This is a genomic window from Polyangium mundeleinium (genome assembly GCF_028369105.1).
GTDB classification, from domain to species: Bacteria; Myxococcota_A; Polyangia; order Polyangiales; family Polyangiaceae; genus Polyangium; species Polyangium mundeleinium.
Genome location: NZ_JAQNDO010000001.1, coordinates 1,744,090 through 1,770,444, shown reverse-complemented (window position 1 = coordinate 1,770,444; position 26,355 = coordinate 1,744,090). Strand labels below are relative to the sequence as shown.

At 71.0% G+C, this 26,355-nt stretch carries 16 protein-coding genes and 1 tRNA gene; 7 read left to right on the top strand and 10 right to left on the bottom strand.

Annotated features, from left to right (window positions below; all coding sequences use genetic code 11):
- The first annotated feature begins 84 nt into the window (after positions 1-84).
- The 4 genes from POL67_RS07350 to POL67_RS07335 all read left to right on the top strand — a co-directional run bounded on the left by POL67_RS07350 (position 85) and on the right by POL67_RS07335 (position 5,067).
- Positions 85-1,767, top strand: coding sequence for a 1-acyl-sn-glycerol-3-phosphate acyltransferase (locus POL67_RS07350; protein ID WP_271916372.1), 1,683 nt, complete (start codon positions 85-87; stop codon positions 1,765-1,767).
- Complete coding sequence (locus POL67_RS07345; protein ID WP_271916371.1) at positions 1,764-2,747, top strand: NAD(P)-binding domain-containing protein; 984 nt, start codon at positions 1,764-1,766, stop codon at positions 2,745-2,747. The genes POL67_RS07350 and POL67_RS07345 overlap by 4 nt, the downstream gene beginning before the upstream one ends.
- Positions 2,748-2,831: 84 nt before the next feature.
- A complete protein-coding gene (locus tag POL67_RS07340) occupies positions 2,832-4,376 on the top strand; it encodes a serine/threonine protein kinase (protein WP_271916370.1) in 1,545 nt (514 codons plus the stop codon).
- Between the two features lie 43 nt (positions 4,377-4,419).
- Entirely contained in the window at positions 4,420-5,067 is a 648-nt protein-coding gene (locus POL67_RS07335; protein WP_271916369.1) for an HAD family hydrolase, read from the top strand.
- A gap of 18 nt (positions 5,068-5,085) precedes the next feature.
- Here the strand turns inward: POL67_RS07335 and POL67_RS07330 are convergent, their stop codons facing one another.
- The 9 genes from POL67_RS07330 to POL67_RS07290 all read right to left on the bottom strand — a co-directional run bounded on the left by POL67_RS07330 (position 5,086) and on the right by POL67_RS07290 (position 23,263).
- Entirely contained in the window at positions 5,086-7,458 is a 2,373-nt protein-coding gene (locus POL67_RS07330; RefSeq protein WP_271916367.1) for an MYXO-CTERM sorting domain-containing protein, read from the bottom strand.
- A gap of 137 nt (positions 7,459-7,595) precedes the next feature.
- Positions 7,596-8,147, bottom strand: a complete 552-nt coding sequence (locus tag POL67_RS07325) for a hypothetical protein (RefSeq protein WP_271916366.1) — start codon at positions 8,145-8,147, stop codon at positions 7,596-7,598.
- Positions 8,148-8,245: 98 nt separating this feature from the next.
- Positions 8,246-8,327 (bottom strand) — tRNA-Leu (locus tag POL67_RS07320).
- 87 nt (positions 8,328-8,414) lie between these two features.
- Positions 8,415-9,578 (bottom strand): ATP-binding response regulator, encoded by a 1,164-nt coding sequence (locus tag POL67_RS53490; protein ID WP_271916365.1) that lies wholly within the window; start codon positions 9,576-9,578, stop codon positions 8,415-8,417.
- 69 nt (positions 9,579-9,647) lie between these two features.
- Positions 9,648-11,423, bottom strand: a complete 1,776-nt coding sequence (locus tag POL67_RS07310; RefSeq protein WP_271916364.1) for a carboxypeptidase-like regulatory domain-containing protein — start codon at positions 11,421-11,423, stop codon at positions 9,648-9,650.
- 2 nt (positions 11,424-11,425) lie between these two features.
- Positions 11,426-12,166 (bottom strand): hypothetical protein, encoded by a 741-nt coding sequence (locus POL67_RS07305; protein WP_271916363.1) that lies wholly within the window; start codon positions 12,164-12,166, stop codon positions 11,426-11,428.
- A gap of 57 nt (positions 12,167-12,223) precedes the next feature.
- Positions 12,224-18,922, bottom strand: a complete 6,699-nt coding sequence (locus tag POL67_RS07300; RefSeq protein WP_271916362.1) for a tetratricopeptide repeat protein — start codon at positions 18,920-18,922, stop codon at positions 12,224-12,226.
- 46 nt (positions 18,923-18,968) lie between these two features.
- Positions 18,969-20,825: a signal peptide peptidase SppA gene (gene sppA / locus POL67_RS07295; RefSeq protein ID WP_271916361.1), complete on the bottom strand. Its 1,857-nt coding sequence runs from the start codon at positions 20,823-20,825 to the stop codon at positions 18,969-18,971.
- Positions 20,825-23,263 carry a zinc-ribbon domain-containing protein gene (locus tag POL67_RS07290; protein WP_271916360.1) on the bottom strand — a complete coding sequence of 813 codons (2,439 nt, stop codon included), beginning with the start codon at positions 23,261-23,263 and terminating at the stop codon, positions 20,825-20,827. The genes sppA and POL67_RS07290 overlap by 1 nt, the downstream gene beginning before the upstream one ends.
- A 402-nt stretch (positions 23,264-23,665) precedes the next feature.
- Here POL67_RS07290 and POL67_RS07285 point away from each other — a divergent pair, with 402 nt between their 5' ends.
- From POL67_RS07285 to POL67_RS07275, 3 genes are all read left to right on the top strand, one after another.
- On the top strand, positions 23,666-24,805 hold the full coding sequence (locus tag POL67_RS07285; RefSeq protein ID WP_271916359.1) for a hypothetical protein: 1,140 nt from the start codon (positions 23,666-23,668) through the stop codon (positions 24,803-24,805).
- A 236-nt stretch (positions 24,806-25,041) separates the two neighbouring features.
- Positions 25,042-25,350 (top strand): YtxH domain-containing protein, encoded by a 309-nt coding sequence (locus POL67_RS07280; RefSeq protein WP_271916358.1) that lies wholly within the window; start codon positions 25,042-25,044, stop codon positions 25,348-25,350.
- A gap of 139 nt (positions 25,351-25,489) precedes the next feature.
- Positions 25,490-25,999 carry a hypothetical protein gene (locus tag POL67_RS07275; protein WP_271916357.1) on the top strand — a complete coding sequence of 170 codons (510 nt, stop codon included), beginning with the start codon at positions 25,490-25,492 and terminating at the stop codon, positions 25,997-25,999.
- A 33-nt stretch (positions 26,000-26,032) separates the two neighbouring features.
- Here POL67_RS07275 and POL67_RS07270 read toward each other — a convergent pair whose 3' ends face one another.
- On the bottom strand, positions 26,033-26,350 hold the full coding sequence (locus POL67_RS07270; protein ID WP_271916356.1) for a hypothetical protein: 318 nt from the start codon (positions 26,348-26,350) through the stop codon (positions 26,033-26,035).
- Between the last annotated feature and the right edge of the window lie 5 nt (positions 26,351-26,355).

Genomic DNA, 26,355 nt, shown 5'->3' with positions numbered 1-26,355 from the left:
GACCCGAACGAGCGCCGGGCGCGCACGCTCCCCGCGCACATCTCCCTCGCGCCGGGCCGCGAAATTTCCTACACAATATCCGCCATGCAGGACGACGCTCCCATCTTCGGGTTCAACGCGGCGCGGGAAGACATCGTGCGGACCGTGGTCTCACGCGTCGTGCTCTCCACGAAAGACCCGCTGCTCGCGCTGAACGACGCGGCCTACCACGAGACGAAGCGCCTCGAGGCCAGCAAGCGCGGGCCCGAGGAGCAGAAGGAGCTCGCCGAGTGGCAAAGGCTCGCCCGCGCCCTCGGCCGCATGCCCGACGGCGAGCGGCGCGAGAAGCTCGCCTCCATCGTCGAGCACGTCGGCTGGGACGTCGCAGGGAACTTCGATCCACGCGTGTTCAAGGTGTCGTCGAAGCTCCTGCCCCCGATCGTGACGTACCTGCTCGCGCCGCGGACGCTCGTGCGCTTGGCCCGCGATCCGAAGCAGCTCGTGAGCCTGTCGGCGCTCGACGACAAGGTGCGCGTCGAGGGGCCGGTCGAGGAGCTGCGTGAGCTTTCGCGGCAAGGGACGGCGGTGTACGTCCCGACGCACCTGTCGAACATGGATTCGATCGTGTTCGGCTACGCGCTCGAGCGCGCCGGGCTGCCGCCCGCGACCTACGGCGCAGGCAAGAACCTGTTCACGAACCCCGTGCTGTCGTTCTTCATGCACAACCTCGGCGCTTACCGCGTCGACCGGCGGATCCGGCACAACCTCTACAAGGACGTGCTGAAGACGTACTCGTGCGTGCTGCTCGAGCGCGGCTACCACTCGCTGTTTTTCCCGGGCGGGACACGTTCGCGCTCGGGCGGCGTCGAGCGGCGGCTGAAGCTCGGGCTCATGGGCACGGCGATCGAGGCGTACGCGCGGACGTTGATCGCGAACCGGGAGCGGCGCGTGTACTTCGTGCCCGCCACGATCAACTACCTCATCACGCTGGAGGCCGAGACGCTGATCGCGGACTTCCTCGCCGAGGCCGGCAAGGGGCGCTTCATCATCGAGGACGACGAGTCGTCGCGCGTCGGTCGCGTGACCGCGTTCATGCGCAAGATGTTCGACATGCAAGGCGCCGTGGTGATCCGCTTCGGCAAACCCATCGATCCCTTCGGCAACATGGTCGACGAGCGCTGCCGGTCGTTCGATCGGCGCGGGCGCGAGGTCGATCCCGCGAGCTACGTGAAGGACGAAGGCGGGCGCGTGACGCTCGATCCCGTGCGCGACGCGCAGTACACGCGCGAGCTCGGCGACGAGATCTGCAAGGCCTACCTGCGCGACACGGTGGTGCTGGAGACGCACGTGGTCGCGGCCGCGAGCTTCGAACGGCTGCGGCGCGCCTCGCCCGCCTCGGATCTCTTCACGGTGCTCCGGCAGCGCGACGTCGTCGTGGTGCCGCGCGACGATCTCGCCAAGGACGTGGTGAAGCTCCGGGATCGGCTGGTGGAGCTCGCGGATCGCGGCGAGATCGTGGTCGGCGGGTTTCTACGGACCGCCTCGGGCGGCGACATCGTGGAGCGGGCGCTGCGGGCCTTCGCGGGCTACCACGCCTCGCCCGTGCTCGCGTCACGGCCGGAGGGGCTCGCGATCATGGACACGAATCTATTGTTTTATTACCAGAACCGGCTCGCGGCCCACGGGATGGCCTGGGACGTCATCGCGCCGCCGGGCATGCCGCCGGCGCGGCCGCCGGTCTTCGCCAAACCCGCGGCGCAGGAGGCGGCGCAGGGAGGTTTGTCGTGACAGAACGTCAGACGCCGAGCGTGGGGGTCGTGGGCGGAGGGCCCTGGGGGCAAGCGCTCGCGACGGCGGCGCGCCGGACAGGCGCCGAGGTCGTGCTGCACTCGCGGCGAGATCAGGCGGGGGGTTTGGGGGCGCAGCTCCGCTCGTCGGAGCGTAGCCCTCAAGCGTCGACCGCCGATCCAGGCCTGCACGTGACGGTCGATTACGCGGAGGTCGCGAAGGCGCGGCTCGTGGTGATCGCGGTGCCCTCGTCGGTCGCGCGGAGCGTGCTCCGGGCGCTCGGGGATTACCTCGGCGGTCAGCACCTCGTGGTGCACGGGGTGCGCGGGCTCGGGGTCGAGGGGCTGGAGACGGTGAGTGATCTCGTGCGCGAGGAGACGCCCGCGCGGCGCCTCGGCGCGCTCGGGGGGCCGGTGCAGGCCGGCGAGCTCATCGAGGGGCGGCCGTCGGCGATGGTGATCGGGTCGCGGTTCCCCGAGGTGATCGCGGCCGCGACACGGGCGTTCCAGGGCCCGAGCCTCCGGGTGTACGGGACAAACGATCTGCGCGGGCTCGAGTGGGCGTCGGCGCTCGTCGGTTGTCTGTCGATCGGCGTCGGCTACGCGGAGGAGGCAGGCGCAGGGCCGGGGCTTTTGGCGGCGCTGATCTCGCGCGGGGTCGACGAGGCGGCGCGGCTGATGGCCGCCGCGGGCTGCGAGGAGCGGACGATGCTCGGGCTCGGCGGGTACGGTGATCTGCTCGCGTCGATCGCGCTCGAAGACCGGCCGGAGGTGGTGCTCGGCAAGGCGCTCGCGCGGAAGGTGCCGCTCGATCAGGCGATCACGATGGCGAAGCTCCGGGTGGAGGCGATCCCGCTGATCCCGCGGATCGTGCGGTTCGCGGAGGAGCGCCGGGTCGACGCGAACACGTTCCGGGCGCTGTCGGAGATCCTCGCTGGCGGGCGCCCGCAGGCCATGCTGGATCGCATGTTCGCAGGTTAATCGCGGATCCGGGCGCCGTGCGTCGAAAACCTGCCGTTCCGGCACGGCGGATCCCGCTTGCGCGGATGCGCGATCGGAACGAACATGGGCTCTGTGTCTGCCGCGCAGAGCCTAGCCGATAAGGAGCCGGTGAGCGTCGGCAAGTACAAGCTGATCGCGAACCTCGGCCGTGGAGGCATGGCCGACGTGTTCCTCGCCGTGGTCGCGGGGCCTCTCGGCGTGAACAAGCTGCAGGTCGTGAAGCGGCTGCGCGCCGAGTTCGCCGAGGATCCCGAGCGCCGGGAGATGTTCCTCGACGAGGCGCGGATCGCGACGCGCCTCAATCACCCGAACGTGGTGCAGACGTTCGAGGTGCACGCGGACAACGACGTGTACTTCATCACGATGGAGTACCTCGAAGGCGCGCCGCTGAACCGGCTGATCAACCGGTCCTCGCGGACGAAGACGCCGCCGCCGCCCGGGGTGCTGCTCAGGATCCTCGCCGACGTGCTCGCAGGGCTGCACTACGCGCACGAGCTCGCCGATTACGACGGCAAGCCCTTGAACATCGTCCACCGCGACGTGAGCCCGCACAACGTGATCGTCTCGTACGACGGTCAGGCCAAGCTGCTCGATTTCGGGATCGCGAAGGCCGACGTGCGTCTGATGGAGACACGCACGGGCATCATGAAAGGCAAGCTCGGGTACATGGCGCCCGAGCAGGTGCGTTGCAGGCCGCTCGATCGGCGCGCCGACGTGTTCGTCGCAGGGATCGTGCTGTGGGAAATGCTCGCCGGCCGGAAGATGTGGGACAAGGCCGCCGACATGGAGGTGCTCCACAAGCTGGCGACCGGCGAGATGGAGCCGATCGAGTCGGTTCGTCCCGACGTACCCCCGGCGCTCGCGAAGATCTGCGCGAAGGCGCTGGCGTACGATCCAGCGGAACGATATGCGACCGCGGCCGAGATGCGCGCGGCGATCCTCGGCTACCTCGACGGCGCGGGGCTGCGCGTGACGCCGGAGGACATCGGCAAATACGTCACGTCGGTCTACGCGGACAAACGCACCGAGATCCGGAAGATCATCGAGCGGCAGATCGCGAAGCTGCGGCAGAGCGAGGCGGCGTCGCCGTCGGCCGAGGACGCGCCCGCGTCGTCGATGCGCGTGCTGCGCGGGGATACGGCGCACGGCGGGAGCGAGCCGGGCGTGGGGGCGAGTCTGCCGAACCTGCGCAGCATGCCGCCGTCGATGGAGGCGCCCGACGCGCTCGCGCCGGAGATCCCGCCGCCCCCGAGCCTGCCGTCCACGGGGGCGATCGAGCCGCCGCCGGTGACGCCGACGCTCGACCGGAACCCTGGGCCAAAGACCGAGCCACCCGCGGCGCGGACGAAGGAACGAGCGCCCGTCGAGGCGCCGGCGGATCTGGTCGAGGCGGCGCCCGAGTCGTCGGGAGGGTCGGACCGCGTTCGCCTGCTCGTGACGCTCGTGGTGGTGCTCGCCGCAGCGGTGGGCGCGTTCGTGGCCCTTCGGTTCCGACAAACCCATTCGCCGCCGGCGCCGCCCGCGGCCGTGGGGACGTCGGACGTGGGTCCGAAGCAGCCTGGCTCCGGGCCGGTCACGCCGGCGGCGACGACGACCGCCCCGAAGTGAAGCGCTTGCCGGGGCGGCGTGTCGTGCTAGTCGGCCGCTCGACATGAGCCGTTTCTCGCCGCGCGCGTTGATCTTCGACATGGATGGGCTGCTCGTCGACTCGGAGCCGCTCTGGCACCACGTGGAGCGCGCATTTGCACGCGCGCGCGGGGGCGAGTGGACCGACGAGATGGCGCTCGCCTGCACGGGGCAGGGAATCGGGCGGATCGTGCACATCATGGGGGAGCACATCGGCTTCGAAGTGGACGAGGCGCGCGACGTGGCCGAGCTGGAGGATCGCTTCCTCGCCCACGTGGAGAGTCTTTCCCTCAAGCCGTTCGCCCGCGCGTTCCTGGACGAGGCGCGGGGGCGATTGCCGATCGGGCTCGCGTCGTCGTCGCCGCGGCGGCTCATCGACGCGAGCCTGAAAAGGTTTGGCCTGACGGACCATTTCGACGTGACGGTGTCCGGGCAGGAGGTGCCGAAGGCGAAGCCGTGGCCGGATGTGTATCTGCGCGCGGCGGAGCGGCTGTCGGTCGGGGCCGAGGGGTGTCTCGCGCTGGAGGATTCGAAGAACGGCGTGCGGGCCGCGAAGGCCGCGGGGATGGCGGTGATCGCGGTGCCCGAGGGGGATGGGGCCGCGTTCGAGGAGATCGCGGACGTGGTGGTGAGGAGCTTGGAAGAGGCGCGGGCGCTCGTGCGGTTGCCGTAGCGCCCGCGCCTTGCGGGATCAGCTCTGCCGGCGGCGACGCGCGAAGAGGGCCGCGACGGCCGCGAAGGCGGCGAGCGAAGCGCCCGCGGGGACGCTGGAGGAGCCGGGGACGGCGCAGCCGCAGCCGTCCGGGTCCGTGACGGGCGGGGTGGCCGGGTTGCCACCCGCGCCCGAGCCGCCCGAGCCGCCCGCGCCACCGGCACCACCGGCGCCACCGGCGCCACCCGCGCCGCCCACGCCGGACGATTGGACCGGGGTGAACGTCAGGTTCGTGAAGAGGCCGTCGCCCTCGCCAGCATTGGCGATCATCACGTAAGCGGTCTTCATGCCGGCCGGGACCATCGCGGTGGTGTTGTAGGCATTGATGCCCTGCGAACCGCCGCCGTCGGGCGTGAGGACGACGGTGTCGGCCGTGGGCTTGAAGGGCCCATACGTGAACTGGAGAGGCTCCTCGCCGTAGCGGACGAGGACCTTGGGCGCGAAGCTGCCGCCGCCGAACGGAGAGCTGCTGCCCGTGGTCGCGCCGTCGAAATCGATGGTGAGCGATTCGGTGTTCTCGGGCAGGGGAACGCGGACCTGGACGACGCCGGGCACGTAGCCTTGCTGGTTCGAGCCGATGTTCGCCGCACCCACGCTCGGCGCGAACCAGACGCCAACGGTGCCGCCGGCCGTGCCCACGGGGAGCGGGCCCTCCATCGTGGAACCCGTGAATTCGAGGATGCGCTTGCACTCGGGCAGGATGCCGCGCGTGGTGAACGCCGCCTCGAGCTGGGCGGCGACGGCGTCGCCGAGCGAGGAGGTTTTGATCTGCGCGAGGATGAGGTCCGCCATGTCGTGATAATGGAGGTCACCCGAGGGCGCGGCCTCCATCGCGGCGAAGACGGCGAGGTCGAGTTCGGGCTTCTGGACCTCGGTCAAACCCTTGCGGACGTCCCAGAGCGCGCCGGAGAAGAGGGTCGCGTCCTGGTGGGACTCGCCGGCGATGGCCGTGGGGCAAGCGTCGGGGGCCGCGAGGCTGCGAATGGCCTTGCCGCTCGGATCGGCGTCGAGGACGGCATATTCGCCGACGTCGGGGTCACCCGTGATGGCCGACGAGAAGTAATCGGCGAGGCCTTCGTTCATGCCGCCCGGCGAGAAGACGATGCCGTACGCATCGCGGTGCGGGGTGCCAACGAGCTGGATCGTCGCATTGACGACGGCGTGCGTGAACTCGTGGTAAATGACGTCGCCGTCGTACGCGTAATCCTTGACCGGGCCCTGGCCGAACATCATGGCGCCGCCCGAGATGTCGAAGAGCGCGCCCAAGGACTCCGGCGGCGAAAAGAAGGCGTTCTGGAAAGGAACGAGGGGAACGTTGGGATTGCCGATGTTGGCCGGGTTGCCGCCGAAGAGGCCGTCGGGCATACGGAGGTTCGCGACCGCGTCGAGCGGGCCCTGCTGGACGAGGAAATCGGACTTGAAGGCCCGGAAAAACCGGTATGCGATATCGGTGTGCGCATAGATGTGCAGCTCCGAGAACGGATCCTCCAACGCCGTGTCCTCGGCCGGCGTCGTCGACGTGAAATCGAGCGTTCCCTGGGCCGCCGTCACCGTCTGCACGAGCTCACAGGTGTGGATGTTGATACCCATGATGTTCTTCGTCGTCTTCATGTCGATGCAATTGCGCGCGACGACGAGGGGACTCGAGAGTTTGGTGGCCCCGTCCGGCAAATTCAGCGTGACGGTCTCCGTTTGCGGAGATTTGACGGGGTTCGAGGGGAACACGTTGGCCTGGTGCATCGAGACCGCGGCATTGTAGCGCGCCACGATGTCGCCGGTCTGCGCGTCGACGACGACGACGGGCGCATACGGAATGGTGAGGCCCGGCGTATAAAAATGCCAGGCGAGGACATTGCCGCCGCCCGAAGGCCAAATCACGAGCTGGGCCTTCTTGGGGTCCATGTCGACGCCGGACGATTTGGAGGCCTTTTCGGCGACGTCCTCGGCCGACAGCGCGGGCACGACGCTCGCGGGCAGGTCCTCGGCAAGGCGCGCCGCGACGATCCGCGCGACGCCGTTCTCGCCGAACGAGACCGTGGCGCCACGGTGAAGCACGGGCACGCCCTGGTGCATCTGCGGCATCTTGACGATGCGCCGGCCGTCACGCAGCGTCGCATCACGCGCGGTGCCGAGCGAGAGGCTCTGCGACCAGGGCGCGCGCTCCGCGAGGATGGTACGCGCCGAGGCTTCGAGCGCCTGGGGCTCCGCATCCTTGGCCGCGACGAGCGGCTTCTGCGCGGCGGGCGAGAACGCGCCCACCTCGAGCAGTGTACGCGGCCCGGAGGCGGCGAACGCCGTCCCGCCGAGCGCGAGGACCATCAAGCTTGCCGAGAAGGAGGAGAAAAAGCGCATCGTTGACCCTTGCTTTGGGAAGTCCGAGGACGTGGGGACACGCACGGGAGGGCGCGTCCGAATGCAATCCTAGGAACCCCCGAAAGCGAGAGCAACGATTGGAATCGTCCGACGAGAATGTAGCGACGGAAAATTGACTAGTCGCGAAGGCTCTCGCACCGCGGGCAAGCCGCCTTGAGCCGTTCGTTCGCGCGATCGATGCGCGCCTGCGCAGCCGCGCAACGATCGTCCTCTTTTCCAGCGAGATCGCAGAGGCGCGTGGCCGCACGTTTCATCGAGGCGTAGGCGCGGCACGCGCCATGGCAGGGCGAATCCTCGCTGCCCGTCGCCGACATCGACTCGGGCGTGACGGGCTTGGTGGGCGCCTTGCGCGCTGCATCCGTGGGCGCCGCTGGCGGCGCAGCCCCCCCCGCGGAGGATTTTGCCTCGTCCGCCACGACCATCACGTTGAGGAAGGAGATCTCCCAGCGAGCAAGCTCCGTCTCGGCGTCGTCCGGGGTCCGGAGGTCATCCGACGCGATCTTCGCCGATGCCGTGGCCGACGGGGGCGGCGGCGGAGCAGGCTCGGCCGCGACGTCAACCGCCGTCGTCGGGGCCTCCGCGGGCGGCGGGGCCGCCGCACAAGCGACGAGCGCGAGGGGCACGAGCGCAAGGAACAAGGACGCCGGACGCAGGAGACGCAAGGACATGTCGAAACCCCCAAACGCGAAAAAGGCCGGCACCTTACGGTGACCGGCCCTTTTCACTTTCTTTACCAGGCTCGCGGCCCGTGTGGGCCGCTTCGGGGTGCGAAGGGGGGGACTTGAACCCCCACGGTGTTACCCGCTAGCACCTCAAGCTAGTGCGTCTGCCAATTCCGCCACCTTCGCTCGGAACCGCTTGCTTCGAGGCGACGGAACCTACCCGCTTCGCCCCCAATGTCAACCACTTTTTTTCGAGGCCCCCAAGGTCGTCCGTCATGCCGTGAGCACTGCGACAATCTCGCCGATCTCGAAGGGCTTGCGCACGGCCTTGACCTCGAAGGACGCGGGCAAACCCGACAGGTCACGCACGTTGCCCGAGATGAGGACGATCCGCACCGAAGGGTTCGTCTCGCGGATCTCGTCGAGCGCGCCGTGCACGTCCGCGCCAAACGGCGAGAGGTCGCAGAGAGCCGCGTCGACGCGGCCGGTCTTCAAGGCGCCCGCGAGCTCAGCGCGCCTACGCACATGCACGATGGTCGCGCCACGCGCCGCGAGCGCCGCTTCGAGCAGATCGAAGACGGCGTCGTCGTCCTCGACGACGAGGATACGTTGGCCCGCAAGGACCATCGCCGGCTTGCGGTTCGAGTGCGGCGGCGCAGGCGGCGAGGAAGGACGGCGAGGCCAGCGCAGCTCGAACCGCGCCGAAGGTTCGGCCCGCACGAGCAAGAGCGAACCACCCGACTCGCGCGCGAGCGCCGCCGCGTAACGAAGGCCGATGCCCGCGCCGCCCGCGCGCGTGGTGACGCCCGCGTCGAGCAAGTTCGCGCGGCGCTCGACAGGCACGCCGGGGCCTTCGTCGGTCACGCCGAAGACGACGTCGTCAGGTCCGTCGAGCGTCGCGTCGAGGAGCACGGCGCCACGCGATGGCGAGACGGCGACGGCGTTCAGCAGGAGGTTCGTGAGGATCTGCAAGATGACGGAGGTGCCCGGCAGGTGCGCAGCTTCGAGCGCAGGGTCGAGCGAGGTGCGGAGCTCGACGCCGCCACGCTTGGCCTCGGGCTCGCAGCCCTTCGCCGCCTCGGCGAGGATCGTCGCGACCGACGCGGGCGCATCGTCCGGTACGTCGGCGCCGATGGCGCGACGAACGATCTGCCTTGCGTGACGCGCGCGTGATGCCGCGATGGCGAGCGCGTCCTCGACGGTGGGGAGAGAGTCGATCTCGCCACGCGCGCGATCGATCCATCCAAGCACCACGGTGAGCGCGTTCGAGACCTCATGGAGGACGCCCGCGAGGTCTCGATCGGTCGGGCGTCGCAACGCCTGCTCGACGTCGATCCGCAGGCTCTCTTTGTCGGCCAAGGGCCCGCGGCTCGCCTCCTGCGATGACCCTCGTCCGCGCGCCGTCTCGTCCTTACCACCGGTGTCGGACTCCGCCACGCCTCCAGCCTATCCCGGACCGAGGCGAGCGTGTACCCCCGGGACGCAGGCGCGAGACAGCACGCGCGCCTACCTCGAAAGCGCGAGGGACGGAGCGAGAGGCAACTTGTAGCGGCCCGCGAAATCCGTGGCTCCCTCCGCAATCTGAATCACCACGGTCTCTTGGGTGCCCGAGGCCGTGACGGGCATCCACGCGCGGACGGTCGCGTTCGGTACGATCTTGCCAAGAGGATCACGGACCTCGCCGCGGAGCACGACGGGGTACGGGAGGACGAGCGTGTTGAAGTCGAAGGGCTGGCCGACGAGGATCTTGACCTGCGGATTCGCGATCCACGGGTAGAGCGAGTCGGGCGGCGGGATGACGACCAGATCCGCGAGCCCCGGATCGGCGAGCAAGGAGAACTCGCCCACGAAGCCGAGCGGCGTCGACATGGGCTGCGAGGCAGGCGCGTCGGCGAGGAGGCTGCGCGAGAGGTACGGGCGCGCAGGCGTGCGCGAGGGGAAGACGGAGGCGGAGCCGAACGAGAGCGGGCTGCCGTTCGGCAGAACGACCTCGCCGGAGACGACGGACTTGTCCCGGACCGTAAAACCCTTGCCGCAGACGCAGTCGCCATCGGCGGGGACCTCGAAGCCGTCCTCGGTGGTGACGGCCTTCGTGAGGTCGAACGTGGGGTGCGTGGTGACGCGGTACTTGCCGGGCGGGAGGAGCGCGGTGAAGCGTCCCTCGGTGTCGGTGTCGACGACGGCGCTGTAGATGGCGCTGTTCGAGGCGTTGCCGGAGAGCTCGAGGCTGCGGAAGGAGACGGTCGCGACGACGGGCGCGCCGTGGGCATCGACGACGGTCGACATGACGCTGCGGCCGACGGCGTCGAGGTCGATGAGGGTGAGGTCGGCCTGGATGTTCTTGCTGTCGGGGTTGAGGGGGCTGAGCGAGGCGACCTGCCAGAAGAACTTGGGCGCGTCGGGGTCGTCGGGCGGCGGCCGGAGGCGGAGGATGGGCGAGCTTTCGAGGCTGAAGTCCCAGTAGTATTCGAGGTTGTAGGTCGTGAAGAGCGCGAAGGGCGGATCGACCGTGAGGACCTGCGTGCGCGAGACGGGGATGCCGTGCTTGGGCTCGACGACCTCGATCGACCAGCCGTTCAAGTCCTTGCCCTCGGGGAAGGCGATGCTGCCGGAGATGACGCGCGGCGCGGCGGAGAGGTGGAGGTCGATCTTGCCGCCCTGCGAGAGGTCGATGCCACGGTAGTACATGGGCGGCGGCGGAGGCGCGGGGCAGTTCTCGGGGGCGCGCGGGACGACGTGCACGTCGTAGATGCCGGGTGGGATCTCGACCGAGTAGGCGTTCGTGCTGCCCGGCTGGATGACGGCCTTGGCCTCGTGATCGGGCAGGCCCGCGTGCTGCGCGTCGCGGTAGAAGGTGAAATCCGCTTCGAGTTTGCCCTCGGGCGAGACGGGGCAGCCCTTGTAGTCGTAGTCGACGAAGAGCTCGATCGGCGAGACGACGACGTGCGAGAGCGCGATGTCGTGATCGACGACGAGGCCCGCGCTCGACTGCGCGACGAAGCCCTCGCCGCCGAAAGGCACGAGGTAGGGCGTGTTGGCGCCAGAGTTCGCCTCGGCCGTGGGGCGCACTTCGAGGATGAGCCCGGGGAGATCGGCCTTGGTCCCGACGCAGGTCTGGAGGCCGTCGACGCTGGCGCAGACGCCGCCGCCTTCGCAGTCCTCGTCGGAGGAGCAAGCATTCACGGCTTCCGCGTCGGCCCCCCCGAGCACGAAGCATCCAGAGAGGGCGGGCACGGCTGTTAGCAGGAAGATAGTTGAAGTCAAGAAGAAGGCGCGTTTCAAGGTCAACCTCCCGTGGTCCCGGCGTCGTTCATGTCGCTCGTCACCGCCGTGGGATCGAGCGGACAGCTAGCTGTGGTGGAGGGGCAGTTTTCCAGAATCGGAGGACAGTCCCCCACGCCGCATTGCCGAAATTGCCAGGTGATCTGGCTTGAATCCCGGAGATCCTTGGGGCAGCCCGTCCGCGTGTCGAACTCGTGCGTGACCACGAGCGTGAGCCGATGGCAGCCCGGATCGAGCGGATAAACCTTGGAGTTCCAACGAACCCCCACGAGCGGGCGTGGGCCATCCGCCAGGGTCGCCGCCGGTAGCTCCTGGAAATTCGGAAATGAAAACCGAAACGGTTGGTTGACGGGGTTCATTTCACCGTAATCGACGTAAAGGGCGACCTTGACGGATTCACCCGCGTCCTCGGACGCGACCGACGCGGCGATCGGAAATTCGGGCAAGCCGAGGTCGCCGCCCACGAGCAAGATGGAGCGCGGATCGGGGTCGAGGCCCGAGGCGACGAGAATCGGCGGTGTCTGCTGAGGCTCGTACGTGACGGGCTCCGCGGTGACGAGGCAACCCGGCGCGAGCACGGCGAGCAAGAACGCCTGAAGCGATCTTCGGGCCAGCGCACCGAGGCCCAGGAAATGGCCTTCAGGCAAAGACGGACGGCGCCGCACCCCTGACAGCGCTGTCAGGTCGTGGAGAGCCTCCAGCGCGGGCGAGAGGGCGGGCGAGAGCGGACGAGCGACGAGCAAGGGCACCTCCTTTTCGGGCAGGGGCACGGCGTAACGGTCGCCGCGCGAGCCCCTCCATCAAGTGCCACGAAAGCGGCTCGGCGGTCCGTTCTTGTTCCCTTCGGTGGAAGGCGCCGCGCGGAAGCGGGCCTCGGCATACTCGCTACGCGTGGCGAGTCGAACGAGATCGGCGAGGGCCGGGTGCGCCGCGCAAGCCCGCGCGAGGCCCCCCTCGGCGGTGAGAGGCGCGTCGAGCTCGAGCTTGAGCTCGGCGACGACGAGGCGAAGCGCCGTGGGGAGGTCGCCGCTCGCAAAGAGGCCGGCGCGGCGGGCGGCGCGGCGGGCGCTTTCCATGGCGGCCTCGTAGGTGATGCCGTCGGGCTGGGCGAAGATCTCGCGGAGGCGGCGGTCCCCACGGGGTGGGACGATTTGCCAGAGGTCCTGGCCAAGGCGCGCGACGCCGGGGTCGGTGCCGCCGGTGGGGCCCACGGGGCCAAAGGCGGCGCGGAGGGCCTCGATGAGCGTGAGGAGGTGCTCCTCGGGGAGGCGGACGAGGACGTGCTCGGGCATGGCGCCGGCGATGGAGGCGCCGAGGAGGTAACGAAGCTCCGGGGTCTCCTCGCGGATCTCGCCGGAAAGGACGACGGCCGGCGGCGCGAGGAGCGCGACCTGGACGCCAAGGGCGGCGGCCTGGCTCGGGGCGCCGGCGGGCGCGCGGCGATGGAAGAGCGGGGTGCGGGCAGCGCCGAAAACACGCGTGACGGAGCCCCACACGTCGCCGAGGACGGTGGGCGCGCCAGGCTGGACGCGGAGGGCGCCGGTGAGGCCGTAGTGGCTCGGCTCGCGGCGGTAACGGCCGGTCTCCCAGGTGATGGCGAGGGCCTCGTTGATGGGGCTCTCGACGTTGCGGAAGAGGAGCGCGAGGACGAGCTCGGGCGCAGAAGCGAGGGCCGAGAGCGCAGGAGGCGCGACGGCGCGGCCAGCCGGATCGAAGCCGGCGAGGACGTGGTCGACGGCGCGGGCATAGGCGCCGTTGCGGTCGAGCAGCGCAGCCTCGTGGAGCTTCTGGAGCGTGGTTCGATCGCCGGGACGGAGCGACGCCTGGTGCTTGCGGACGACGAGGAGGTCACGCGAGCGCGCCTCGGCGTTCGCGCCGTAGAGCTCGACGAGGCGCTCGCCCGCGTCGTACGAGCCGGCCATGAGCTGCTCGAAGAGCGCCGTCTCGCGCGCAGGTCCGCCGCCCGGGGCCGGGGCCGGAGGCGCGGTGCGAGCACGGGGCTGCGCGGGCGGCGGAGGCTCTTCGACGATCGGCGCGGGAGGAGGCTTTTCCGCGGGCGGCGGCGGGCGGAGGCCCGTCGGCATGGAGCGGATCGCGCTCGCCGCGAGGGGGATCGGGATGTCGTCGTCGTCGTCGACCGCGTCGTCGAACGCGTTGTCGAAGGCCTCTTCGAGGTCGAAGACGAGAGCCTGGCCGTCGTCGGCGATGGGCGCGTGGGGCGGAGGAGGAGGAGGCGGCGGCTCGGAGGGCTCGACGATGAGGCGCGGCTTCCGCGCATGGGCGAGCTCCTCGGCGATCTGCGCGGCGAGGTTGCGATCGGGAGCGGCGAGCGGGAAGGCGTCGGCGTAGAGGCGGATGGCCTCGTCGGGATCGGTGGCGACGACGAGGCGGCCGAGCTGGTAGAGGAAGCGGGCGCGATCGAGGCCGGCGCTCTGGCGGATGAGGTCGAAGAGGGCGGCGCGCGCGGCCTCGGGCTCGCCGTATCCCGCGACGAACTCGAGCTTCTTGCGCATCGCGATCGGGCGGGTGTCGGGCTCGACGGCGGCCGTGTCGAGGAGGCGCGAGGCGGTCTCGAGCTGGCCCGCAGAGAGGGCCGCATCCGCCGCGGCGAGGGCGACACGGCCACGGCTGCGGAGGCCACGGAGGTCGCCGCTCAAGGCGCGTTCGAAGAGGGGCAAGGCCGCGTCGAAGTTCTTGTTGCGCACGAGGCGCTCGGCCATGCCGAGGGCGATGAGCGGAGCCGGGCCGAACGCGGCATGTCGGCGCGAGAGCTCACGCATGCCGGCGCCGCCGCCCTGGATGACGTCGAGCTCCTCGGCGAGCAGGAACGCCTGGAGCTCCATCTGCTCGGGCGTGAGGTGCTCGGCGATGCGCATGAGCTCGTCGATGGCGTGTTGCGCTTCGCGAGGCGTGCCGCCGCCACGCGCGCGGTATTCGAGGCGGCGCGCTTCGAGGACAGCCTCGGCCGAGTGCGGAGCGAGACGAACGGCGCGGCGGACGCGGTCGAGGGCGGTGGCCTCGTCGCCGGTCGAGGAGGAGGCGCGCGCCGCCTCGACGAGGTAACTCGCGCGTTTGTCCGCGGGCTCGCGGGAGGCGGTGGCGAGCTGATCGAGGGCTTCGGAGAGGGTGCGGGCATCGCCCTGGTGGCGCGCGATCGCGACGCGCAGCTCGATCACGGCGTCCCGCGCGGCGATGGGCGCGATGCTCTCCAGGATGTTGCGCGCGGCCTGGGCATTGCCGCCCGCGAGCCAGTCGTTCGCGGCACGGATGCCGTACTCGGCGCGCTCGTCGGTCTTCGCGGAGAGCTCGCCGAGGCGCTGCCAGAGGGGTGCAGCCCGGAGGGGCGATCCGAGTCGCTCGTGGATGTCGGCGAGGAAGCGGAGCGCGCTCGGATCGTCGGGCGTCTCCGCGAGGAGCGCGTCGAGCTCGGCGCAGGCGTCCTCCAGGCGGCCGAGGCGCTGCTCGAGGACGGCGGCGCGGCGCAGGCGGAGCGTGCGGCGAAGATCGGGCGTCGATGCAGCGGCGATACGCTTGCCAAGGATGTCGGCGACAGCGGCGTGATCGCCCTGCGAGGCCGCGTGTGCTTCGAGCCCTTCGAGGGCCTCCTCGTTGTCGGGCGCGAGCTCGCTCGCAGCCTTGAGGTGCGCAACGCCGGCCTTGTGATCACCGAGCGCTTCGAGCAGCGCCGCGAGCTCACGCAGGATGGCCGCGCGCGCGACGGCGTCGTCGGTTCGCTGGAGCTGGAGGTTCAAGAGCGCGACCTGCGCGGGGCGATCGCCCGTGCGGCGCGCGAGGCGCAACGTGGTCGCGAGGAGCTCGTCGGTCGGCTCGCTGTCCTGGAGGATGCGCTTCAGGACGTCGAGCGCGGCCGCGTCCTCGCCGCGGCCCGCGAGCATGGTCGAGAGGTCGACCGCGATGCGCACGCGGGACATCGGACCGAGGTCCTGGCGCGCGAGCTCGGAGGCGAGCACGGCCTCGGCCTCGCTCGCGCGCTCGGACAGGACGAAGAGCCGGCGCATGCTGGAGAGCGCGGCCTCGCGTTGCTCGGGCGTGATGCTCGGGGATCGCAAGGCGCGCTCGAGCGTCTCGATCGACTCGGCAAAGTTGCCCTCGCGCTCCTTGCGCTCGGCGACATGGAGCAGGGCCGCGAGCCGGGCATCCGGAGCGACAGCCGCGTCGAGGTCACGCGCCAGCGCCGCGTCGCCCGAGGCGAACACGGCCGCGTCGGCGTCGCTCACGAGGAGCTCGTCCTCCGGATCGCGGCGCGCCGCCTGCACGAAGAGCGTGCCCGTGATCAGCGGATCACCGAGCGCATGCGCGAGCTTGCCGCCGAGGCGAAGGAGCGCGACGCCGACGCTGGCGTACGGCTTCGCGACGGCGAGCAGCAAGGATTCGAGAAAGGCGCGGGTCGCCGCCGCGTCGCCCGCGGCGGCCACGGGCGCAAGCTCGACGAGCGTGTCGTACTCGTCGATGTCGCCGTCTGCGGCCACGGCGCGCTCGACGAGCGAAAGCCCAAACGCGTGTGCGCCGAGGATGCCGAGCGCGACCCTGGCGAGCGCCACGGCCGCACGCGCGCCATCCGGCCCGTCGGTGCGCTTCAGCGCGGCGAGGGCCGCGGTCTCGAAGCGGGCGACGAGCGGCCCGACGTGGCTCACGGACGCGATGAGCTTGCGTAGCGCCTCGCCGATCTCCTCGACGGTCCCGAGGTCCGGCCGCGCCGAGAGGGCGCGCAGGAGCAGGTCGAAACGCATGCGGCTGCCCTCGCCCGCAGCCTTCGCGAGCGAGGCGGCGCGCTTGAGCCACGCGGCCCGCACGCCCCCGTCGACCGACTCGGCGACGCGCTCGATCGCGCGGATGGCCTCGGTCGGGTTGCCGCCGCGCTCCGCGAGGCGCGCCATCAAGAAGTACGACGTGCCCTCGGAGGGGACGGCCTCGAAACACGCGACGGCGTGGCGGAGCGCCGCTTCGATGGCACCTCTCCGTTCGAGCTGACGCGCGCCGCGGTAATGCGCCGCGCGCCGCCCGTAACAACCGAGGGCGGCTGCGGCGAGCACGTCGTACGTGCGATCGAGCACGTCGATGCCGCCCTCCACGGCGGAGGATCGCTCGACGATCGCCACCGCTTCGGCGCGCGACGGGTCGATCTGGATCGCGCTCGCGCCGATCTCGAGCGCGCGCTTCGGCAGCCCGTTCGCGACGGCCAGGTTCGCTGCCTCGATGAGCAGGCTCGCACGACGGCGCGGCTCGGACGTGAGCGTCTCCGAGCGCCGCACGATCGCGTCGAGCGCGGCCGCAGGGCCCGCGAACGTCACGAGGTCCCGCGCGTACCGCTCCATCCCGCCGCGCGGCGCGGCCACCGCGGCCCGCCAGAATGCATCCTCCGCGCCTGCCGAATCCTGCGCGAGATCCCAGCGCACGGCCCCGAGATCCCGGAGCCCGCTCGACAGGTTCTCGAGGGCCGACTGCTCCGGCCCGTCCACGAGATCGCCGAGCGCGTGCACCCTCGCCTCGACGAACGCGACGAGCCCGTCCGAGCCGAGCGACGCGCCGCTCTGCTGCATCTTGTCGTCGAGCGCGTCGAGGTGCTCGTGCAGGTGCCGCGACTCCGCGCCCTTCGCCGCCGCGCGCGCGAGCTCCGCCGCCGCGCCGTCCCAGTCCTCCGCGACTGCGCGCCGCTGCGCCAGATCGAAGAGCCGCTCGATCGTGCGCTCGTTCTTCGTGTCCGCCGAGACGAGCCGCTCCAGCAAGATCACTCCGAGCGCCACGTCCTCTGCGCGATCACTCATCGCGAGCAGCCGACCTCGCAGCCCCGGCACGCGCGGACCGTACATGTCGAGCGCACGCCTCCCGACGTCGATCGCCCGCGGCGCATCGAGCTCGAAGAGCAGCGCGAGCGCGTCGCCGAAGAGGCTCGCCATGTCGTCGAGCGGCCGCGGCTGCGCGAGCACCCACCCGAGCGCGTCCTCCAGCCGGTCCGGATCGTACGCCTGCGAAGCAAGCCGGACGAGCTCGCGCATCGCGTTCGGGCATCCCGGACGAAGCGCGAGCCAGCGCTGCGTCCACGTCACCGCGAGCGCCATCTCCCCGACCGCTTCGAACGACTTCGCGAGCCCCTCGCAGAGCGACGAGCGGATCAGCATCGTCGAAGCGCCGCCCTCGACCGCCATCGCCGCGTCGAGGTCCGGCATCGCGATCGTCGCCTTCGCCAGCGCAGACAGAGCGCGCGCCGACCCGGGATCCGTGAGGCACGCGTCCTCCGCGGTCCTCCGCGCGAGCGACGCGATCCCGAGCCCGAGGTAGCCCTCCGCGGCCACCGCGAGCAGGCTCGCGCTGATCTCTCCGCTCGTCTCCGCCGCGATCTGCACGAGCGCATCGGCGCGCTCGCGCTCCTTCGACGCGCCGAGCGTCGCCTGGAGCAACGCCGCCGCCGCGACCTCCGAACCCTTTGCGCGCGCCGCGATCGACGCGATGCTCCCGCCCTTCTGCCGGAGCTCACGCCGCACCGAAGCGATCCCGTCGAGCGACGCAAGCGCGACGGCGCGATCCGCGAGCAGCCCGAGATCACTCTCGACCTCGGCCACGATCCCCGCGTCGAGCACGGCCGCGATCGCGCGCGCCGCGTTCCCCTCGTCGAGCGCCCGCGACACGCGGCGCAGGTGCACCTGCCGCGCGCGGTACCGGTTCGTCTGGAAGGCGGCGAGCGCATGATCACGCAGCGCCTCGTCGGCCGCGCCTGCGGCGCCGCGCGCGGCGAGGGCGTCGACCATCGTGTTCGCCGCCATCTCGTCTTCGGGCGCGATCTCGAACGCACGCAGCCGATCCTCGAGCGCGCTGTCCGCGTCCTCGAGCGCCTCGTGCCGCGCCGCCGCCGTCAGATACCCTGCCGCCGCGTCCGCCTTCGGGATCGCGTCCTGCGCCCACGCCGCGATCGTGCCGACGAGCTCGAGCGGCATCGGCTGGCTCGAATCGAACGCCGCCGCTTCCTTCAGCGCCTCCGCCGCGCCTTTCGGGTTGGCGCCTCGCGCGAGCAGCACCGCGATTTTCAAGAGCGCCTGCGCCGACGAAGCGGGCCGCGATGGATCACACGACGCGCGCAGCACATCCGCTGCTGCGATCGGCTCCCCGAGCCCTGCGAGCCACTCGGCGAGCTCCGAACGCAGCGCCTCGTCCTCTCCGAGTTCGAGCGCGCGCCGCGCCACGTTCACGGCCGTGTCGAGCTCCGTCTCGCGTGACGCGAGCAGCCGCGCCAGCGTCGACGCTGCCTCGCGCTCGCCGGCCACGTCGCCGGCCTCTCGACAACGCGCGACCACGCCGCGCAGGTGGGCGATCTCCGCGCGTGGGCCGTGATGCCGCTGGATCGGCTCTTCCGTGCGGTTCGCCTCCAGCACGAGGGAACCTGCCGAGGTGGGCGCCGATCGATCGGCGAGCTCGGGCGGCGGCATGGTGGCTCGCCGCGCGACCGGCGCGGCGTCTTCATCCGTCGCGGAAAAATAGCTCATGGAAGGGCGCGGCCAGGCTACCAGAGGCCGCGGACGAGCGGTGAGCTCAACGCACGATCAGACCGAACGGCATGGCCGCCAGCGTACGCTCGCCCGACAGGAAAGGCGCCATCGACCCCAGATATCGGGCGACCTCGGGCAGGAGCGCGCCCACCTCGGGCAAAAGAGCGTCCACGGCGGCTTGCCGCGCCGCCTTCGCGGCCTTGCTCTCCTGCGCCGCGCCCGCATCTCCATCCTCTGCGGCTTCGAGCAAATCAAGGAGCCCCGATCCCTCGCCCACCACCTCCGCCGGCGCATCATCCGGCAGATGCGCGAGCTTTCGCGCGAGCGTCACGGCGTCCACGAGCCCGCCGAGCTCGTCGACGAGGCCTCTCTCCTTGGCCTCGACCCCGCCAAAAATTCGACCCTCGGCGCTCTCGGCGACCTTCTCGACCGCCATCCCGCGCCCCTCCGAGATGCGCCGGACGAACACATCGTAGATCGACTGCATCGACCCGAGCACCTTCTGCCGCGTCGGCTCGTCCCACCCCTGAAACGGCGACATGTACGTCGCGCGCTTCGCCTTCAGCGGATCGGGCGCGGCTGCGATCGTCTCGGTCGTCACGCCGATCTCCGCGAGCGTCTTGCCCACGGCGAGTTTTCCCGACACGACGCCGATCGACCCGAGGATGCTCGTCGGCTCGGCGACGATCTTCGTCCCCGCGCAGGCCAGGTAATACCCGCCGCTCGCGGCCATGCCCCCGACCGACACGACGAGCGGTTTGTCCCCGCGCAGCTTCATCAGCCGCTTCCACAAAAGATCCGACGCGAGCGCCGATCCGCCGGGCGAGTCGATCCGCAGCACCACCGCCTTCGTCGACTCGTCCTTCTCCAGCCGCGCGATCGTCTTCCCGAGATCACGCTCGTTGATCCCGTCGCTCCCACCGAGCGGCGACGACGGCGCGCCGCCCATCGAGATTGCCCCTGTCGCCGGCACGATCGCCACGTGCGGCTCCCCGCCCGAGCCCGGCCCCGCGAGCACGCGGATCACGTCGATGATCCCGCCCGACACCGGCTCCGGCGACGCGCTTCCGCCGAACCGCACGCTCACGCGCTCTGCGCCCGCGAGCTTCTTCGCCTCCTCGCGCGCCTCGTCCGCGTACCCGATCTCGTCGACCAGCCCCTTCGCCTTCGCCTCTTCCGGCGCGAACGGCCCATCCTCCACGAGGTCCGCGAGCTCGGGCTTGCCGCGCCCCTCCGTGATCGCCGACAGCCACGCCGAGCGCAGCCCGCGCAGCGCGCCCTCGACCGACTGCCTCGCCTCGGGGCTCGCGCTGTCGCGCGTGAACGGCTCCTGCGCGCCCTTGTACTTGCCGACCTGCAGGAAGTTCACCTCGACGTGGAGCTTCTCCAGCAGGCGATTGCCGAACACGAGCTCGGCCGCGATGCCCACCGATTCCACGCCTCCGGCCGGGCTCACCCAAACGCGATCACAGCCCATGGACGCGAGCAGCAGCGTCGCGTTGCCGAGATCGTCGGCGTGACAAACCACGGGCTTCTTCGCCTTGCGGATCGACGCGAGCAGGCGCCCGACCTCGTTCGCCCGCGCGAGCCCGAGCCCCGCGGTCCCGAGCTTCACGAAAAACCCCTTCGTCGTCTCGCGCTCGTTCGCCGCGCCGATCACCTGCACGAGCTCGGCGTGCGTGCGTCCGCGCGACGAGCCGAAAAGCCCACCCTGTGACGACTCGGGCGCCCCACGCGACAGATCGATCTCGACCACCGCCGGCCCGCTCAGCGCCGGCGAAACCCGCGCGTTCGTGGTGCTCCGCGGCCTCCCCTCGCAGCCCGCGCCCGCGACCACGAGCGCCGCGATTGAAAGGCCGAGCGCCCCTATACGAACACGTCGGTCCCGCCTCTTTTTCATCAGGGCTCCCAGGAATCCGCGAACTTGGCGAGCCGCTCTTTCGCGCGCTTCGTGTGCGGGTTCGCGTCGCCGCCCTTCTCGATGATCTTGCGGTAGAGCGTGCTCGCCGTCATGCGTTCGCCGTTCTCCCACCGGAGATCCGCGAGCGCGGCGACCGCATCCAGGTTCGTGTTGTCCGCGGCCACGGCCTGCTCGTAGAACCGGATCGCCGCGGCGCGGTCGCGCTTCTTCTGCGCGAGATCCCCCTGCGCCTTCAGCACCTTCGTGTCCTTCGGCGTCTTCTCCGCGAGCTCCTTCAAGAGGGGCTCGGCCTTGTCGAGCTCACCCTTCTGGATCGCCTCGATCGCAGACTTCAGCGCGTCGTCCCCCGCCTCCACCTTGAGGCTCGCGGCCTCGACCTCGGGCTTCTTCGCGCCCTCCGCGCTCGCCACGAACGCGCGCAGCGACGCCACGAGCGGGTGGGGCCTCGGCATCGCCGCGAGCCTGTCGAGCTCGACCTTCGCCCCGGCCGTATCCCCCGATCGGGCGAGCGCGTAGATCAACATCGACCGCGCGCGCCCGAGGTTCTGCTCGTCCCGCGCCGCGGCCCTCAGCCGCTCGATCACCGTCGCCCACACCGGCGCGGCCTCGGCCAGATCGAGCGTCGCGAACAAGAGCTCGTCGCTCGCCTGCGGGGTCGACTTCGGCAGCGTCGCGACGAGCTTCCGCGCGCCGTCCACGTCTCCCGCGAGGCGAAGCGCATCGATCCGACAGCGCGCCACGTCCGCGTCGGCCGCCGCGATCGACTGCGCCCGGTCCGCCGCCTGCTTCGCGCGCCCCACCACCAGATCGAGCTCACGCCGCGCGTTCGGCAGATCCGGATCCGACGCGCCAAGCAGCCGCACCTTGAGCCACGCCACGTCCGCGCGCACGACCGCGAGGCGCGCGAGCCGCACCGCCACGCGCACATCCGCGTCCGCGATCGCGCTCGCCTTCACGTACGACTCGTTCGCCGCGTCGAGATCCCCATCCCGCAGATCACGATCGCCCTGATCGAGCAACGCCCCGAGCCGCGCGTCGCCTGGCGTCGACGCGGACGCCCCGCTCCCCTTCGGCAAGTACTCGCGCCCGACCATCACCGCGCCGAGCGCGCCCGCGCCGAGCAGCAAAACCCCCACGATCCAGCGCGCTGCATGCGGACGACGCGGCGGCACGCCCGAGACCGAGAGCACATCGTCGCTGTTCAGCAGCGCCGACGACGGCGGCAATGACGTCGGCCCGCTCGACGGCGGCGTCGCCGGCGGCGACTTCGAGGAGATCGGCTTCGCTGCCTCGGCCCGCGGCGGCGCGGGCGTCGCCTTGCCCGCCGTGAGCGCCGGCGGACGATCCATCATCAGCGTCGGCCCTTCGCTCGTCGGCGGCCGCTCCATCATGAGCGTCGGATCGTCGCCGCTCGAAGGCCCCGCTTCCTGCACGTTCGGCGGCTCGGGCGTGGCCTTTCGCGGCGGCGACGGGGCCTCCGGCGGCGGGAACATCGGCGCGGACGCCGCGGCCTTTCGGGGCGGCGGCGGAGGCTCCGGCGACGGAAACATCGGCGACGACGACGCGGTTTTTCGCGGCAAGGGCGGCCCTTCCGACGGCGGCGGCGGGAACATCGGTGACGAACCCGCGGGCTTGCGCGGCGGCGGCGGAGGCGGCGGAAGCGCGCTGATCCGCTCCACCGTCCCTCCCCGCTCGTCCGGCGACGAACCGGCCTGCGCGCGCATCGGCGGCGGCGACCCGAAGCCACCGTTGTTCCGCGTCGAGATGGGCGCCTCCACGACGTCCATCGTGTTCAGCTCTTCGAGCCCGCCCGGCACACGCGGCGCCGCGAGGGCCGGCATGTCCGAGCCCTTGTCGGCCCCGGCCGCCGCGGGCGGGCGCACCGATGCCGGCCGACGCCCGAGCAGCGCACCGCCCATCGCCATGGGCGGCGCCGCAGCCGCTTGGGCCTGCTGCTGGCGTCCGGGCAACGCGAACACGACCGATCCTTCTTGCCGCGGGGGCTGCGCCGTCCCGCCCCCGAGGCCTGCGGGCGTCCTCGTTCGGGTCCGCGCGGCCGGCGGCGGCGGCGTCGTCGTCCCGGTGCCGGGCACCGTCATGCCGATGCGGTTGAAGAACGGATCGAGCTCGGCGATCGACCCGAGCCTGCGCGGCCGGCTGTTGCCACGGGAAAGCACGTCGTCGCGGGTCACCTTCCCGTCGTGGATCGCGCCCTGGAGCTCGCGCAGGGCGGAGAACTCGATCTCGCGCCCGTCGACGGTGCGTACGACCCACGTGTCGGGGACCGTCCCCACGGATGCGCGACGCACCTTGAACTGGTGCCCGCAGGTCGTGCACTTCACGGAGGTGCCGCGCTCGGAGACGAGAGCGTCGTCGAAGTCGTACACCGTGCCGCAGCGCTCGCAGGTGACTTCCATGGGGAACTTGGCAGCTTTCCTCTTTGTGCACCGGGACGCAACGGCCGCAAAGGCCAGCGCTGCGGCGCATCAGGCTCCCTACTTCTACCGCGCTTGCCCTGTCGTGCTCCACTGTTCGACACGCGAGGCCCGTGGATCCTACGCGCTCGGCCCGCCGGATCCTGGATGCCACAGCCGATCGTGAACGCCCTTTCACGGTCCGACCCCACGCGCCGCGCCCGCCCACCTCTCTCCGAGGCGGATCGGCGCGACAAAACCCGGCGCGATCCGCGGCCTTACCCGGCGCGAACCGCGGCCTTGTACAGGGCATGCTGCTTGCTAGGCTCCTCCTGCTGCCCAGGCCTTCGTCAAGGCCCGGGAGGACCTGCTTCGCGGCGTGGTCGATGCTTATTGGGAGACGGTATGAAGCGACTTTCTCTGCTGGGCTTCATCGGCATGATGGCGACGTTGCTCGCTGGCTGTCCCATCTACGACGACGACGGCGGTTGGAACGAGGGACCGTGCCCCTCCGGGGACTGCTCGAATCCAGACGGCTGCAACGACTCCGGTGACTGCGGCGTGAACGAGACGTGCGGCCGGGACAACCAGTGCCACACGGGCGACTGCACGGTCTGGGGATGCACCTCGGACTTCGAGTGCGTGATCGAAGGCATGCAGGCGAGCTGCCAGCCTGGCGGCACAGGTGGCACAGGCGGCACAGGCGGCACAGGCGGCACGGGCGGGACCGGCGGCACGGGAGGCGTGGGCGGCTCCGGTGGCTCCGGCGGCTCGGTCACCTGGTGCGGCAACCCCGACGACTGCCCCATGGGCGAGACCTGCGCGCCCGACGGCACCTGCCAGCCGGGCACCTGCGACACCGTCGGCTGCATCTACGGCTACGCTTGCGAGGCTTCGCAGTGCGTCCCGCAGAACCCCGCGGCGTGCGGCACGGACGCCGACTGCAGCGCGCTCGGCGCCGGCTACGCCTGCGTCAGCGGCGTGTGCACCGCGCCCGCGGATCAGTGCACGGACCAGACCCAGTGCCCGGCGAACAACAAGTGCGTCGACGGCAAATGCACCCCGGCGTGCAACGACAACGCCGACTGCGACGGCGGGTACACCTGCGACCCCGTCGGCGTCTGCACCGTGCCGGCCAAGCCCTGCACCATCACGAACGACTGCGGCTCGGCCGATGAGGTCTGCGTCGACGGCGCGTGCGTCCCGCGCAGCCAGATGGGCATGTGCCCGCCGGGCGACGTCTGGGTGGAGAACGGCTGCATCCCGAACCAGACGGCCGCGTTCTACTGCAACCAGGATGGCGTGCAGGACGCCTGCGCCGTGGGCTCCATCTGCCTGCACCACGCCTGCTACATCTCGTGCGCCCCGCCGAACGACAACGCCTGCAACAACCTGCCGTCGTTCGACGTCTGCAAGCCCGTCTCGACGATGTCCGGCGACCACCAGGTCTGCGGCTCGAACGACAACCTCGGCAATGAGTGCGATCCCACGGCCGGGCTCGCCTGCGCGTCGGGCAAGATCTGCATCGACGGCTTCTGCAAATAGCTCCCCGCCTTCTCGCATCCTCCCCTCGCACGGCGCCGCGGACATCCCCGCGGCGCCGTGTGCGCTCCCCCTGCCCGCTCCCGCCGTGGCATGCGTGCTGCCTGGCCCTCCCGCGCGGATTCGATCGAGCGTTTACGTGGTTCGTTTCCCGCTCGGAGCTCCAGGTCGCCCGCAGCGACCTCCCGCTCCCGGCCCCACGTGAGGCTCCGATCCATCCCCGACGGAGAGCCTGAACGATGAAGAACTACGGTTTCCTCCAGCGTTTGTCGGAGTCGTTCCCTTACGAGCGCAAGACCACGGCGAGCTGGCTTGTGCCAGCCTCGATCGGGGTCGGCGTCGGCGTGGCCCTCGGCGTGGGCATCGGCCTGCTCTACGCGCCGCGCACGGGCGAAGAGACCCGGGAGCGGCTCCGCCAGGGCGCCGATCGGGTCAAAGACCGCGCGCGCTTCGCCGCCGGGCGCGTCCGGGGCGAGCTCGAGTCAGCCGCGAACCAGATCCGCGAGCGCTCGTTCGCCACATCGAACGAGGTGGGCCAGAGCCGTTAGCGCCGAGGCGCGCGCCAGCTTTCGTGGCGCGCTCCACACACACCTCACGTGCGAACCGTGTACGCGCTGCGTGCACGGTTTGCACGCTTTGGGGCCTCGAAGCTCCTGCGCGGTTCGTCCGCGCGAAAGTCCCGGCATCATGAAACACGAGATCCTCATCGCTTTCTTTTTCGAACGCGCGCAGGCAGATGGCGCGCTCGCCTCGCTCGCCGAGCTCGGCGTCCTGCCCGGCGACGTCAGCGTCATCCCCAAGCACGTCGGCCATCGAGGCGACCTCGGCCTTCACCTCGGCAGCAAGGCCTCCGAGGGCGCCGCGATCGGCGCTGCGATGGGCGGACTGCTTGGCGCGATCGTGGGCGCGCTCGGCGCCGCGGGCTCGCTCGTCGTGCCCGCGACTGGCTCCGTCTTCGCGGGCCCCGTTGTCGCGGCGGCTGCGGGCGCCGGCGTCATCGGCGCGATCGGCGTGGCGGTGGGCGGGCTCTTGGGGGCGCGTCACCCGGAGTTCGAGGCGCGCTTGCTCGATGATGCCGTCGGCATGGGCGGCTCGCTCGTCGCGGTCCGCGCCTCGTCTGCGGCGGCAGGCGCCGTCGAGCGCCTCCTCGAGGCGCGCGGCGCGAGTTTCGTGAGGCGGCAGGAGGCCGAGCCCTGAGCCCGGCCTTCTCCCTCGCCGTCCTCCGGGCGCTCAGCGCGCGCCTGCGTTGCCCATCCGCTCGGCCAGCCCGTGCTCGAGCCCTGCCAGCGTCTCCTCCACCGTCGCGCGGAAGTAACGTCGCGCCGTGAAGAGCGCCGCCGCGCCGAGCAGCCGCGGCGTCAGCCCGCCGCCGAGCAAAAAGCCCACCGCGACCGCGCCGGCGAGCGCCGCATGCGGGTTCGCCCGCGCCACGTCGCTCACCATCGTGAGCACCTCGTTCGGATCGACTCCGCCGAGCGCTGCGAGGGGACCACGGTCCGCCCCTTGTTCTGTCGTGCTGCCCTGCCCCGCTTGTCTCTCCCCAACCATGAACC